Origin of the sequence: Curtobacterium sp. L6-1, from assembly GCF_018885305.1 — a bacterium.
Classification (GTDB): Bacteria; Actinomycetota; Actinomycetes; order Actinomycetales; family Microbacteriaceae; genus Curtobacterium; species Curtobacterium aetherium.
On record NZ_CP076544.1, the window covers coordinates 1,510,501 to 1,523,361 of the forward strand.

Consider the following 12,861-nt stretch of genomic DNA (forward strand, 5'->3'; position numbering starts at 1 on the left):
CGCACGCGGACCGTGGCACCGGCGCTCGGTGTGCCGTGTCAGTCGGGCAGGAGCTCCCGGAGCCAGGACGGGCCACGCACCTGGGCGCCGACCGCGGTCACGCGCTCGCGCAGCCCGCGATCAGCCGTCACGACGACGACCGGCCCGTCACCCGCGGCCACGGCGGCACCCGCCGCCTCGACGATCGCGTCGTCGCCGGAGCCGGCTGCGTGCGCAACGGTGACGGCGGGGGTTCCCGGCCGCGCGTCGGCGGCGACCGGTCCCACGGTGGCGCTGCGGGCCTCCCCCTCGAGCACGACGGTCCACCGAGGCCACCAGGCGGCCGACGGCAGGTCGAGCGCGTCCGCCGGGACGCCGGCGGCGGCGAGCGCCGTCGCCTGGGCGACGAGGCGCGAGGCGGCGCCGGCGCGGTCCTTCCACCACCCGTCGGGGACGCTGCCGACGACGTTCGCGGCGTCGACGACCACGTGCGGGGTGCGGTCGAGGGTGGCGCGGAGCGCGGGCCACGAGTCGCCGAACCCCGGGTGCAGGGGCAGGGTCTCGACGTCGGCCACGGGGACCCAGGACAGGGCGAGGCTCTCCCGGTCGGCGACGACGGGTTCGAACGGTCGGGAGGCGCGCCCCACGACGGTCGTGTAGGTCCAGAACCCGAGGTCGAGCACGGCGGTGTGGCGGAGGTCGACGCCGTCCTCGGGGACCCCGGCCTCCTCGGCGGACTCGCGGAGGGCGGCCGTCACGGGGTCCTCGTGCTGGTGTCGGGCACCGCCGGGGATGCCCCAGGTCCCGCCGTGGTGACTCCACTCGACGCGGTGCTGCAGGAGGACGCGGCCGTGCCCGTCGTCGATGAGGAGCCCGGCGGCGCCGAAGCGGCCCCACGCCTTGGTGCCGTCGTCGCCGTACGCCCAGGCGTCGCCCGGGTCGCGGGGTCCGGCAGGGGGTCCGGGTGGCGGTCCCGGCGGGGTCGCGGTCCGTCGTTCGTCGTCCACGGTCCCACCCTTCCACAAACGTCCTGCCGGTGGCCCTGGACGGCGGCGTGGATGCGTGTACGGTGTCGTCCGAGACACGGGGTGCCGCATCCGAGCGGCTGAGATCACACCCGTCGAACCTGCTCGAGCTCGTACTCGCGAAGGGATCGTCCATGGAGAACGCCGCGCCCACCACCGACTGGGCCGACCGCACCGCCGACCTGCTGGAGGCCGTCCGCACCCGGGCGCCGCTGGTGCAGTGCATCACCAACACGGTGGTGCAGAACGTCACCGCGAACGTGCTGCTCGCACTCGGGGCGTCGGCCGCGATGGTCGACGTGCCGACCGAGGCGGGGCCGTTCGCCGGCGTCGCCGACGGGCTGCTCGTGAACACCGGTACCCCGCACGCCGAGCCGCTGGCCGCGTCGCTCGAGGCCGCCGCCGCCGCGGTCGTCGCCGGCACGCCGTGGGTCCTGGACCCGGTGGCGGTCGGGTCGCTGCCGGTGCGGACGGCGCTGGCGCGGGACCTGCTGGCGCTGCGCCCGACGGTGCTGCGCGGGAACGCGTCCGAGGTCCTCGCGGTCCTCGGCGCCTCGGCGGGTGGTCGGGGCGTGGACAGCACGGTCGGCACCGAGGACGCGCGGGACGCCGCCGTGGCCGCGGTCCGGGCCGACGCGGTGGCCGCCGTCGCGGTGTCGGGAGCGGTCGACCTGCTCGTCGCGCCGGACGGTGCGGTCCGGGTGGCGAACGGGACGGGTCTGCTCACCCGGATCACGGGTGGCGGGTGCGCCCTGGGTGCGGTGGTCGCCGCCTTCGCGGCGGTGGCACCCGGTCGTCCGCTCGACGCGGCGGTCGCCGCGACGGCGGTGCACACGATCGCGGCGGAGCTGGCCGCGCGGGACGCCGGTGGGCCGGGGACGTTCCAGCCGCTGTTCCTGGACCGGCTCGCGTCGCTGACGCCGGAGGACGTCGTCCGGGAGGCCCGGATCACCACCGACACGGCGGCTGCGGCGGGCACGACGGGCGGGGCCGCGTCGTGACGACGGCGCCGTCCACGTGGGACGCGGTCGACCGCCCGGCAGCGACGGCGCTCGGCGTCTACCTGGTCACCGACACCGCACAGGCCGAGCGGCACGGGCACGGGGTGCTCGGCGTCGTCCGGGCGGCGGTCGCGGCCGGGGTCCGGATCGTGCAGGTGCGGGACAAGACCGCCTCGGCACGGGACCTGCTCGCGCTGACGGCGGCCGTCGCGGACGCCGTCGGCGACCGGGCGCTGGTGGTCGTCGACGACCGGCTCGACGTCGCCCTGGCCGCCCGGTCCGCCGGGCACCGGATCGCCGGCGTGCACCTGGGCCAGTCGGACGTCCCGGCGAGCGCCGCCCGTGCGCTGCTCGGCCCAGACGCGCACGTCGGGTTGACGGCGAACACCACCCGGCACCTGGTCGAGGTCGCCGCCATGCCGCGCGGCACCGTCGACCTGCTCGGGGTGGGGGTGGTGCACCCCACGTCGACGAAGCCGGACCACCCGCCGGCGCTCGGGGTCGCGGGCTTCGGGCGGCTCGCGGCGACGACGAGCGTGCCGTGCGTGGGGATCGGCGGGGTCGGCCTGGACGACGTCGGACCGCTGCGGCAGGCGGGGGCCGCCGGGGTGGCGATCGTGTCGGGCATCTGCGCGGCACCGGACCCGGGTGCCGCGGCGGCGGCGTACGTCGCGGCCTGGGACGGAGCGGGACGGTGACCGGGCCGACGACGACGGCGTCGGGCGCGGCTGCAGGAGCGGCAACGGCGCCGGCGGTGCTGCAGGTGCTGCAGGTGCCGCGGGTGCTCAGCATCGCGGGCACGGACCCGACCGGCGGCGCGGGCGTCCAGGCGGACCTCAAGGCGATCGCCGCGCAGGACGGCTACGGCATGGCGGTGGTCACGGCCCTCGTCGCGCAGAACACCCGCGGCGTCCGGTCCGTGCACGTCCCCGACGCGGCCTTCCTCCGCGAGCAGCTCGACGCGGTGTCCGACGACGTGACGATCGACGCCGTGAAGACCGGCATGCTCGGCACCGCCGAGGTCGTCCGCGTGGTCGTCGACTGGCTGCGGGAGCACCGGCCCGAACGGGTCGTCGTCGACCCCGTGATGGTGGCGACCAGCGGCGACCGGCTGCTCGACGCCGACGGCGGGGCCGCGATGGTCGACCTCGTCGCCCTGGCGGACCTCGTCACCCCGAACCGCGACGAACTGCGGGTGCTCGCCGAGCTGGCCGGCTCCTCCGCGACCGACCCGCTCGACGCCGCCCGGGCCGTCGCGCGGCACTTCGACGTCCGCGTCCTGGCGAAGGGCGGCCACGACGGCGGTCCGACCTCGGACGACGCCCTCGTTGCCCCGGACGGGAGCGTCCGCGTGTTCACCGGCCCCCGGATCCCCACCGGGAACACCCACGGCACCGGCTGCTCCCTGTCGAGTGCGATCGCGACCCTCGTGGCCCGGCACGGCGACTGGGAGCTCGCCGTCGGTGCGGCGAAGACCTGGCTGACCGCGGCCCTGCGGGGAGCGGACGCCCTCGAGGTCGGGCAGGGCCAGGGACCCGTCGACCACAACGCCGCCGTCCGTGCAGCGCTCCCGACACCCCGGCTCACCGACCTGTGGTGGGACGACGCGACCGAGGTCCTCGAGGAGACCCTGGCGTGCTCGTTCCTGCGCGGACTCGCCGACGGCACCCTCGACCCCGAGGTGTTCGCCGGGTACCTCGCGCAGGACGTGCACTACCTCCGCGCGTACGAGCAGCACCTCGCCGCCGTCGCTGCCGGGTCACCGGGCGACGCGGCCGCGTTCTGGACCACCGCGAGCGAAGGCTGCGCCGCCGAGGCCCGCGACCTGCACCACCGCCGGCTCGCCGGGTCGCACGCCGACGACCCCGTGCACCCGGTCTGCGCCGGGTACCTCGCGCACCTGGCCGCCGCGGCCCGGGAGCACACCGCGACGGGCGACGTGTCCGTGCTCACCGCCGCCGTGCTGCCCTGCTTCCGCGTCTACGCGTGGGTCGGGGACCGGCTGGGCACCGCTCCGGTCGGGCACCCGTTCGCGGACTGGATCACGGCGTACGGGGACCCGGGGTTCGCGGCCTCGAGCGCGCGGGCGACGGAGCTCGTGGAGGAGCTGGCGCGGCGGGCCGACCCCGGGCTGCGGGGACGGATGGCACGCGCCTTCCGGGAGTCGGTCGCGCAGGAGCTCGCGTTCTTCCGGATGCCGGAGGCGTTCGCGACGGAGCCGGAGGACCGACCGACGGCGGTCTGACGGCGGTGGGGCGCGCCTCCCGGCCAGGAAGGCCCCCGGTCAGGCCGGGGCCCTCCGGTCAGACCAGGCCCCTCGGTCTGGCCGGGGCGCGCTCGTCAGGCCGGGGTGGAGGGGACGACGCGCACGTCGTCGGCACCCGGCGCGCGCCGGACGAGGGACACCCGGAGGTCGGCGCCGTCCAGCGTGCACCGCATCCAGGTGTGGTCCGGCTGTCGGCGTCGGTCCGTCGGCGAGCCGGGGTTGAGCAGCCGCATGCCGTTCGCCGCGGTCGAGTCCCACGGGATGTGCGAGTGACCGAAGACGAGCACGTCGACGTCCGGGTGGTCGAGCACCGCACGCCGTTCCCGACCCGTGGCCGCACCGGTCTCGTGGACGACCGCGAAGCGCAGGTCCTCGACGCGGCGGGTGGCGACGAGCGGGAGGCGGTCCTCGAACCCGTGGTCGTTGTTGCCCCGCACGGCCAGCAGGTCCCGCGACCGCTCCTGCAGGAGGTCCACCGTGGCCAGGTCCACCCAGTCGCCGGCGTGCACCACGAGGTCGGCGGACGTGATGTCTGCCCACAGCTCGGGCGGCAGGTCCTTCGCCCGCTTGGGCAGGTGCGTGTCGGACAGGAGGACGAGCGAGGTGGTCACGGCTCGGTCGGCTCCGTCGGCCGGCTCGGCATCGGCAGGTCGGCCTCGTCGGCGGCGCCGAGTCGTTCGAGCATGCCGGCGAGGAGCGCGACGTCGTCGTCGGACCAGTCGACGAGCCGCTCCACCAGCGCGTCACGGTGCAGCTGCACCGAGCGGGCGAGGGTGCGGCGGCCGGCGTCGGTGGCCTCGAGGGGCTTCGCGTTGCCCGTGCCGCCGTCGACCGTGCGGACGAGGCCCGCGGCGAGCAGACCCGACAGCTGCCGGGAGATCGTCGACCGGTTCAACCGCAGGTAGCGGGCGATGTCGATGGCCATGCACCCCGGGTGCTGCACCACGAAGTCCACGAGCGACTGGTCGACGACGCTGAGGACGTCGTCGGTGCCGCGCGCCCGGACGCTCGCGCGCCGCGTGATGCGGGAGAGCTCGGTGTACGCCCGTCCGATGTCCGCTTCGCGGATGCCGGGGCCCCTCGGGTCGGCCATGCTGTTCCCGTCTGTCGTCCGGCCGGTCGGCCGGTGTCGCTGTCGTCCGGTGGTCCGCCGGTGTCGGTCGCCCTCGGACCGGAGCGTGGTGCTCCGTCGGCGGTCTCCCACGGCCCCGCCGTGCGTCCCCGCCGCCGGCGGTCCTGCCCACGATAACGCCGGGTCCCCCGGAACGGGGACCGGCCGCCGACCGGGACCGGCGGGACGGGGTCACCCGGGCCTCCGAGCTGCCCGGTGTGGACCGGCGGCGGACCGTCGGTGCTGGTCAGGCCGCGGCAGCTGCCCGCAGCGCCCCGATGTCGAGCTTCACCATGTCCTGCATGGCGCGGAACACCCGTTCGGCCGCCGTCGCGTCGCCGCCGGCCGCCAGGAGTTCGCCCATCACCGCCGGCGTCACCTGCCACGACAGGCCCCAGCGGTCCACGAGCCAGCCGCACGCGACGGGGTGCCCGCCCTCGGCGACGAGCGCGTCCCAGACCCGGTCGAGCTCCTCCTGCGAGTCCACGTCGACCTGCAACGAGCAGGCGTCCGTGAAGGGGTGCCCCGGTCCGCCGTTCATCGCGCGGTACGGCTGCCCGAGCAGCGTGAACTCCACGACCAGGACGGACCCGTCGGGACCGCGGCCGACACCGTCGATGCGCGAGTCCGGGAACAGTTCGGTGTAGTACTCGGCCGCGTGCTGGGCCTGGTCGTCGAACCAGAGGAACGGGACGATGCGGGGCATGGTGGTGCCTCTCGGTCGGAGGTCAGTCCGCGACGCCGCGGCTGAGCAGGTCTGCCTTGTCGGGGTGCCCGTCGAACCACTGGCTGACGAACCAGCACATCGGCACGATGCGCTTCGTGGACGTCGTCTCGACGTCGCTGACGGCGTGCTCCACGAGTTCCCCGGCGTACCCGTGGCCTCGGTGGGCGGGGACCGTGTAGGTGTGCGGGAAGGCGATCGCGTCACCGTTGACGCGGTAGTCGAGCACGCTCACCAGGGTTCCGTCGACGTACATGGCGTACCGGTCGCGGTCGACCTCGTTGCGGAACTCGTGTGTCATGGCGCCATCCTGCACCGCTCGCCGACGGACGGTCACGCCACGCGGGCCGGACGGTCGACCACGCCGAGGAATGGCCACGGCACGCCGGTGTTGCACCCTGCATGACAACCATCGGAATCATCGGCGCAGGCAACATCGGATCCCAGCTCGCACGCCTCGCGGTGCAGCACGGCCACCAGGTCGTCATCGCGAACTCGCGCGGCCCGGAGACGCTGACGGACCTCGTGGCGGAACTCGGCGAGCACGCCACCGCCGGTACGCGGGAGGACGCCGCCACCCAGGGCGACATCGTCGTCGTCACCGTGCCGCTCGGTGCGATCGAGACGATCCCCGTCGAGCCGCTCGTCGGCAAGGTCGTCATCGACACCGACAACTACTACCCCGAGCGCGACGGGCACATCGCCGCCCTCGACCACGAGACGACCACCACCGCGGAGATGCTGCAGGACCACCTGGTGGGCGCGAAGGTCGTCAAGGCGTTCAACCACATCGGTGCCGCCGACCTGACCGGCCACGCCACCCCGAGCGGCACCGCCGACCGTCGTGCCCTCGTGGTCGCCGGCGACGACGAGACCGCCAAGCGCACCGTCGTCGACCTGATCGACGAGTTCGGGTTCGACACCGTCGACGCCGGTCCCCTCGCCGAGGGATGGCGCATCCAGCGCGACACCCCCGGCTACGGCCCGCGCATGACGGCGGACGAGCTCCGCGACGCACTCGCCGCCGCGAAGCGCTACCGCGACATGTGACGACGGCGCACCGACCGTCGGCCCCCCTCTGACTGGGGCTCTCGGCCGCTGTTCCTCCCGGGTAGAACTGACGGTGGATCATTCGACGGAGAGGAACAGCGGCCGTGCCGTCACACCGCATGCCCGAGTCCGAGCGACCGCGCCGGTCGGTACCCGCCTGGGTCACCGCGCCGCCGGAGGACGCCGACGCCCCTGCGTCGAGCGCGCCGACCGTCGCCTCCGCCGCTGACCTCGCCGTCGGCGCCGCCGCGGCCGGGACCGCGGTCGCCGTCGCGTCCTCGTCGTCCACCCCCTCCGGTCCGGAGGCGCACCCCACCTCCGCCCCGCCGGTCCTCGACCCGCACGCGGCCGTCCCCGACTACCCGCCGGTGCCCGAACTCCTGCCCCCGGCCCCGACCTCGCCGAACGTCGACACCGTCCCGTTCTCGACCGTCGCCGGTGCGCACCCCGCGCCGGGTGCCGATCCGGCTGCGGCTCCCGAGGTACGCGCGACCCGCAGCGCACGCCGGGCCGCAGGACGCCACGACGGTGGGCAGCCCGCCGTCCCGCGGGCGGACACCCTGTCCGCTGCCGGCATGGCACTCCCCGTCGCACCGGTCCTCGGTGGCCCGCAGGCGCCCGGCCCCGGTGCACCCGACGGCACCGTCGACCGACCCGACGGTTCCGCGTCCGCCGGGACGATGCCCGCCCGGCGCGGACCCGGCGGCGGAGCGGCACCGGGCCGACCCGACGGCCAGGGACACCCGGCGGTGACGGGTCACCTCGCCGGTGCCGGTCGTCCGGCGGACGTCGGACGCCCGGACGGGCTGACGCCCGCCGTCCTCCCCGGCGCGGTCGGACGCACGCTCCCCGGCGCTCCGGGCGGGACCCCTGCTCCGGCCGGCGCCCCCGAGGTGTCCTGGACGCCACCGACCCTGCCCGGTCCCCCGGCAGGAGCCTCCGCGGTCGCCGCTCCGACAGCGCCCCCGGCACCGATCGTCCCGAGCGCCGGCCAGCCGCGGTTCTCGGTCCCCGGCCTCGAGCACGTCGTCGTCGAGGGCACCGAGCCCGAGCCCGTCGGCCCCATCGGGTACCGCACCCCGGCACGCTTCGCACGGCAGCAGGCCCGCGTGGTCCCGCCTGCCGTCACCGCGCTGCCGTCGCCCGCCGGTGCCCCGCCGTCGTTCGACGCCCTGCTCGCCGCGCCGGCACCCACGACTGCCCTGCCCTTCGTCGACCCGACTGCCGCCACCGCCACCGCCACCGCCACCGATGGGGCGCAGCACTCCGGTGCTCACCTCGCTGGCAGCACGCCCCCGGTCGTCCCGGCGCCCGCTGGTCCCGGAGCGACCGGGCAGGACGACGCCGCGCGTCGGCCGAGCGTCGCGGGAGCGGAACCGGACGCGTCGACCCACGCTGCCCACGCGCCCACCCCGGCGCGCGAACACCGGAACGCCTCGCCCGAGCGCGCCCGGACGCCGCGCCGGCCCGGACTGCTGCGCCGTCGGTCGGCGGAGGCGCCGAAGCTGCGCGCCACCGCGGTCCCGGTCCCCGCGCAGGCCGACACCGCACCAAGCGTGGAGCGGGTGACGGACGCGACCACGGGCCTCCAGACCGCGACGGAGACGCCGGCACCGTCGCGTCCCGCGCGCACCGGGGCTGGTCCGGCTGCGCGCCGGTCCCTCGGACCGACGCCCGGCGCCCTCCTCGGTGCGGTCGCCGGTCTCGGCACGATCGGTCTCGCCGCCTGGTGGTTCACCGCTCCCGCGACCGTGCACGCCGTCGGTGTGGTGCTGGGTCTCCTCGCGGTCCTGGTCTCCGTCGTCACGATGCGGAACCCGGCGACGACGTGGCAGCGGCCGGTGGCCCTGCTCGGCGCGGTGCTCGGCACGGTCGGCACCCTCGTGCTGCTCTGGGCGGTCGCGGTCGCGCTCGGAGCACCGCTGCCGGACATCACCGGAACGGGGACCGTCCCGACGATCGCGCCCTGACCTCGGCGCGGTCCGCCGGGCGTGACCCCGTGGCGGCGTCCGTCGGCGACGTCCGTCAGACGGCGCGGACCACCCCGCGCGAGAGGATCGCGTTCGTCAGCGCCTCGATCGGCTCGCGCTGCACCGTCGGGTTGGCGATGAGGACGTAGTCGACCGCCGGCAGGTCCGGCAACGACAACCGCTGCGACACCTTCACCAGGTCGGCCGGGATGAGTGAGTGCGGGAACACCGCCACGCCGATCCCTGCCCGGACCGCCGCCAGCACGCCGTTGACGTCACGCGTGTTGCAGGTGATCCGCCACGTGCGACCGGCTGCCTCGAGCGCGTCGATCGCCATCTGTCGGCTGATGCTCGGCGCCTGGTACGCGATCAAGGGCACCGGGTCGTCGGCTTCGAGTGCGATGCCGTCCTGCGCCATCCACACCATCTGGTCCGAGGCGACGCGGGTCCCCTCGGCGGACTCCCCCGCGGTCCGCTTGATGAACACCAGGTCGAGCTGCCCGGCGTGCACCCGTCGGAGGAGCGGCGCGGACTGGTTCACCGTCAGCTCGAGGTCGACCTGCGGGTGCAGCTTGCGGAAGTCGCGGAGGATCCGTGGCAGCTGCGTGATGGCGAGGTCGTCCGCCGCACCGAAGCGCAGGCGACCACGGGCGGCGACGCCGGAGAAGTACGCGTCGGCGGTGGCGTGGGCCGCCAGGATCGTCCGGGCGAACCCGGCCATCGCGTCACCGTTGTCGGTCAGCCGCACGCCCCGGGTGTCGCGGGCGACGAGGGTGCGTGCGACGGCGGCCTCGAGCCGTCGGACGTGCTGCGACACCGTCGGCTGGCTGATGCCCAGGCGCACACCGGCCTGCGTGAAGCTGCTCGTCTCGGCGACGGCCAGGAAGGTCCGGAGCAGGACGGGGTCGAGCACGGCACGCTCCTCATTCGAGATCGCAATGGAGTGATGCCGATCATAGGCGGATCGAATGGCCCGGGACCACGTAGTTTCGACTGGGTACCGTTCCCGCCCCTCGACAGCCGGAGTCCCCCAGACCGTGCGATCGTCACCGACGACCATCCACCCGCCCACCGAACCGCTCCCGATCAGCACCGTCCGCCCGCCCTGGCGACGCTCGTTCATCGCCCTGTCGGTCCCGAACTTCCGGCTCTTCACCGCGACGAACCTCGTCGCGATGACCGCCGGGTGGATGCAGCGGATCGCGCAGGACTGGCTCGTGCTGCAGCTCACCGGCTCGGTCGCGCAGGTCGGCATCACGGTGGCGTGCCAGTTCGCCCCGATGCTGCTGTTCGGTCTGCTGGGCGGGGTCTTCGTCGACCGCTACTCGAAGCGCGCGCTGATGATGATCACGCAGGGCGCCTTCGCGGTGCTGTCCCTGCTGCTCGCCGTCCTGACCCTGACCGGGGTGGTGCAGGCGTGGCACGTCTGGGTAATCGCCTTCCTGGTCGGCATGGTCACCGTCATCGACAACCCGGCTCGGCAGGTGTTCGTCACCGAGATCGTCGGGCACCAGCACCTGCGGAACGCGATCAGCGTCAACTCGTCGGTGTTCCAGCTCGGCGGCATGATCGGCCCGGCGCTGTCCGGCATCCTGCTCGTCGCGGTGGGCGCGGGCTGGTCGTTCGGCATCAACGCCGTCGCGTGCGTCGCCGTCGTCGTGACGCTCGGGTTCCTCCGGGTCTCCGAACTGCACCGGACGCCACCGCAGCCGCGCGCGAAGGGGCAGCTCGTCGAGGGGCTCCGCTACGCCGCCGCGAAGCCGACGATCATCGTGCCGGTCGTCCTGGTGGCGTTCTTCTCGGTGTTCGCCCTGACCATGCCGGTGCTGCTGTCGGCCTTCGCGTCGACGGTCTACGACGTCGGCGCGGGCGGGTACGGGCTGTTCAACTCCGCCGTCGCGGTCGGTGCGCTCACCGGTGCCGTGCTCTCCACCCGCCGCGCCGTGGTCCGGCTCCGCACCATCGTCGGCGGGGTGTTCTGGACCGGTGTCCTGCTCGTGGTCGCGGGTGCCACGCCGGCGATCGCGCCGTTCACCGCCCTGCTCGTCGTGGTCGGCCTGTCGCAGCTGCTGTTCCAGACGGCGTCGAACTCGCTCGTCCAGCTGTCGTCGAACGTCGCGATCCGCGGGCGGGTGATGTCGCTCTACGTCCTCGTGCTGCTCGGCGGACAGGCGATCGGCGGACCGGTGATGGGCCAGGTCGTGGACCACTTCGGCGCCCACGTCGGGATGATGGTCGCCGGCGGCGTGCCGGCTGCCGCGGCTGCGGTGATCGCGCTCGTCCTGGCGCGACGCGGCGGGCTGCACCTCGAGGTACGGATGCGCCACCACCTGCCGTTGCCGACGATCGTCGGCCACCGCTGACGATCGACGATGCGCCCACGCAGCCAGCGCCGGGCTAGCGGGCCGACGGGCTGACGGGCCGACGGGCCGACGGGCCGACGGGCCGACGGGCTGACGGGGCGGCGGGCTGACGGGCCGGCGGGGCAGCCGTGACGGACGGGAGGCCCGTGACCAGCTGGTCACGGGCCTCCCGTCCGTCACGTGGTGACGCGAGCCGGTCGACTCAGTAGGCGACGCCGAAGCGGGCCTGGTGGTGCGCCGGCTGCTCGATCTCGTCGACGACCGCGATCGCGTAGTCGGCACCCGAGATGTCCGAGTTGCCCTCGGCGTCGGTGAGGAGCACGTCGTCCGAGGTCCGGTACGTGCCACGACGCTCGCCGGGGTTGTAGTCACCGAAGGCTGCGGCGGGGCTGACGTAGAACCAGTCGACGTCGGTGCCGCTCGCGCGGAGGTTCTCGAGGACCTGACCGTGGCTCTTCGCCTCGCCCTTGAACGCGTCGGGGAACTCGGCCGTGTCGTACAGGGCCGGGCCGCCCTCGGCGACGAGGAGCGAGCCGGCACCGCCGACGATGCCGAGGCGCGCACCGGCAGCAGCCGCGGCGTCGACGAAGTGCTGGAACCGGTCCTTCAGCTCGCTGCCGTCCGACTGGACCGCGTGCAGGGACACGATGACGACGTCGGCGTCCTTCGTCACCTCGGTCACGAAGGACGCGTCGAAGGCGTCGCCCTGCGCGAGGGTGAGGTGCTCGGCCGCGTCGAGCTTCGAGGTGTCGCGGGCGACGGCGATGACCTCGTGGCCGCGGGAGAGGGCTTCACGGACGATGGCGGACCCGGCGTACCCGGTGCCTCCGAAGACGACGATGGTGGACATGCGTGCTCCCTTTCGTGGTGGTGGTGCCGGCACCCTGCAGGCGCCGTGACACTCACTGTACGGGTGTTACTCTCTTTCGGTAAGTAGGCACCTCGTGGTGCGTGTCCTCGACGAACGGGACGCCCGAGGTGTGCGACGGAGGTCCCGATGAGTGCGCTCGAGTACAGCCCCTACGCGGCCGACTGTCCCTCCAGACAACTCCTCGACCGGATCGGTGACCGGTGGAGCGTGCTGACCATCGGCGCGCTGGCCGACGGACCGCGGCGCTACTCGGCGATCGCGGCCCGGGTGCAGGGCGTGTCGCAGAAGATGCTCACGCAGACGCTCCGCGCCCTCGAACGCGACGGGCTCGTCACCCGCACGGTGTTCCCGGAGATCCCGCCGCACGTCGAGTACGAGCTGACCGACGCCGGCCGGTCGCTCCGCACGGTGCTCGTCCCGCTCGAGCAGTGGGCGATCGACCACATGGACGGGGTCGCCGAGGCCCGCGCGGGGTACGACGCCCGCGCCTGACCGCCCCCG

General features: G+C 74.7%; 14 protein-coding genes and 1 riboswitch. Of the genes, 7 read left to right on the top strand and 7 right to left on the bottom strand.

Annotation, left to right across the window (positions count from 1 at the left end; all coding sequences use genetic code 11):
- Nucleotides 1-38: 38 nt before the first annotated feature.
- Nucleotides 39-986 (bottom strand): NUDIX domain-containing protein, encoded by a 948-nt coding sequence (locus KM842_RS06920; protein WP_253206287.1) that lies wholly within the window; start codon nucleotides 984-986, stop codon nucleotides 39-41.
- Nucleotides 987-1,053: 67 nt separating this feature from the next.
- Nucleotides 1,054-1,150: riboswitch (TPP riboswitch) on the top strand.
- Between KM842_RS06920 and thiM the strand changes: the two genes are divergently transcribed.
- The 3 genes from thiM (at nucleotide 1,139) to thiD (ending at nucleotide 4,250) form a co-directional block, all read left to right on the top strand.
- Nucleotides 1,139-2,005: a hydroxyethylthiazole kinase gene (gene thiM, locus KM842_RS06925; RefSeq protein WP_216261721.1), complete on the top strand. Its 867-nt coding sequence runs from the start codon at nucleotides 1,139-1,141 to the stop codon at nucleotides 2,003-2,005. It overlaps the preceding riboswitch by 12 nt.
- On the top strand, nucleotides 2,002-2,703 hold the full coding sequence (gene thiE / locus KM842_RS06930) for a thiamine phosphate synthase (protein WP_253206288.1): 702 nt from the start codon (nucleotides 2,002-2,004) through the stop codon (nucleotides 2,701-2,703). The genes thiM and thiE overlap by 4 nt, the downstream gene beginning before the upstream one ends.
- Nucleotides 2,700-4,250: a bifunctional hydroxymethylpyrimidine kinase/phosphomethylpyrimidine kinase gene (gene thiD, locus KM842_RS06935; RefSeq protein ID WP_253206290.1), complete on the top strand. Its 1,551-nt coding sequence runs from the start codon at nucleotides 2,700-2,702 to the stop codon at nucleotides 4,248-4,250. The genes thiE and thiD overlap by 4 nt, the downstream gene beginning before the upstream one ends.
- Nucleotides 4,251-4,345: 95 nt before the next feature.
- Here the strand turns inward: thiD and KM842_RS06940 are convergent, their stop codons facing one another.
- The 4 genes from KM842_RS06940 to KM842_RS06955 form a co-directional block, all read right to left on the bottom strand.
- The gene (locus KM842_RS06940; protein ID WP_216261722.1) at nucleotides 4,346-4,882 is read right to left on the bottom strand and encodes a metallophosphoesterase family protein; all 537 of its coding nucleotides are present in this window, start codon (nucleotides 4,880-4,882) and stop codon (nucleotides 4,346-4,348) included.
- Nucleotides 4,879-5,364, bottom strand: coding sequence for a MarR family winged helix-turn-helix transcriptional regulator (locus tag KM842_RS06945; protein ID WP_216261723.1), 486 nt, complete (start codon nucleotides 5,362-5,364; stop codon nucleotides 4,879-4,881). Before KM842_RS06945 ends, KM842_RS06940 begins: the two co-directional genes overlap by 4 nt.
- Nucleotides 5,365-5,629: 265 nt before the next feature.
- A complete protein-coding gene (locus tag KM842_RS06950) occupies nucleotides 5,630-6,088 on the bottom strand; it encodes a VOC family protein (RefSeq protein WP_216261724.1) in 459 nt (152 codons plus the stop codon).
- A gap of 22 nt (nucleotides 6,089-6,110) precedes the next feature.
- Entirely contained in the window at nucleotides 6,111-6,407 is a 297-nt protein-coding gene (locus KM842_RS06955) for a GNAT family N-acetyltransferase (RefSeq protein ID WP_216261725.1), read from the bottom strand.
- Between KM842_RS06955 and KM842_RS06960 the strand changes: the two genes are divergently transcribed.
- Nucleotides 6,401-7,156, top strand: coding sequence for an NADPH-dependent F420 reductase (locus tag KM842_RS06960; protein WP_301183821.1), 756 nt, complete (start codon nucleotides 6,401-6,403; stop codon nucleotides 7,154-7,156). The two genes, KM842_RS06955 and KM842_RS06960, sit on opposite strands and share 7 nt — an antisense overlap.
- Nucleotides 7,157-7,275: 119 nt before the next feature.
- Nucleotides 7,276-9,126, top strand: coding sequence for a hypothetical protein (locus tag KM842_RS06965; protein ID WP_216261727.1), 1,851 nt, complete (start codon nucleotides 7,276-7,278; stop codon nucleotides 9,124-9,126).
- A 55-nt stretch (nucleotides 9,127-9,181) separates the two neighbouring features.
- On the opposite strand, the gene KM842_RS06970 is transcribed toward KM842_RS06965, so the two are convergent.
- A complete protein-coding gene (locus tag KM842_RS06970; RefSeq protein WP_216261728.1) occupies nucleotides 9,182-10,039 on the bottom strand; it encodes a LysR substrate-binding domain-containing protein in 858 nt (285 codons plus the stop codon).
- A gap of 124 nt (nucleotides 10,040-10,163) precedes the next feature.
- Here KM842_RS06970 and KM842_RS06975 point away from each other — a divergent pair, with 124 nt between their 5' ends.
- Entirely contained in the window at nucleotides 10,164-11,489 is a 1,326-nt protein-coding gene (locus KM842_RS06975) for an MFS transporter (protein WP_253206291.1), read from the top strand.
- A 202-nt stretch (nucleotides 11,490-11,691) separates the two neighbouring features.
- Here KM842_RS06975 and KM842_RS06980 read toward each other — a convergent pair whose 3' ends face one another.
- On the bottom strand, nucleotides 11,692-12,339 hold the full coding sequence (locus tag KM842_RS06980) for an NAD(P)-dependent oxidoreductase (RefSeq protein WP_216261730.1): 648 nt from the start codon (nucleotides 12,337-12,339) through the stop codon (nucleotides 11,692-11,694).
- Between the two features lie 147 nt (nucleotides 12,340-12,486).
- Between KM842_RS06980 and KM842_RS06985 the strand changes: the two genes are divergently transcribed.
- Nucleotides 12,487-12,852 (top strand): winged helix-turn-helix transcriptional regulator, encoded by a 366-nt coding sequence (locus KM842_RS06985; protein WP_216261731.1) that lies wholly within the window; start codon nucleotides 12,487-12,489, stop codon nucleotides 12,850-12,852.
- Nucleotides 12,853-12,861 lie beyond the last annotated feature (9 nt).

Bases quoted from the DNA above. Each gene is read 5' to 3' on its own strand.
- KM842_RS06955 (WP_216261725.1), bottom strand. From the start codon at position 6,407: ATGACACACGAGTTCCGCAACGAGGTCGACCGCGACCGGTACGCCATG.
- KM842_RS06965 (WP_216261727.1), top strand. From the start codon at position 7,276: ATGCCCGAGTCCGAGCGACCGCGCCGGTCGGTACCCGCCTGGGTCACC.
- KM842_RS06950 (WP_216261724.1), bottom strand. From the start codon at position 6,088: ATGCCCCGCATCGTCCCGTTCCTCTGGTTCGACGACCAGGCCCAGCAC.
- KM842_RS06945 (WP_216261723.1), bottom strand. From the start codon at position 5,364: ATGGCCGACCCGAGGGGCCCCGGCATCCGCGAAGCGGACATCGGACGG.
- KM842_RS06985 (WP_216261731.1), top strand. From the start codon at position 12,487: ATGAGTGCGCTCGAGTACAGCCCCTACGCGGCCGACTGTCCCTCCAGA.
- thiM (WP_216261721.1), top strand. From the start codon at position 1,139: ATGGAGAACGCCGCGCCCACCACCGACTGGGCCGACCGCACCGCCGAC.
- KM842_RS06980 (WP_216261730.1), bottom strand. From the start codon at position 12,339: ATGTCCACCATCGTCGTCTTCGGAGGCACCGGGTACGCCGGGTCCGCC.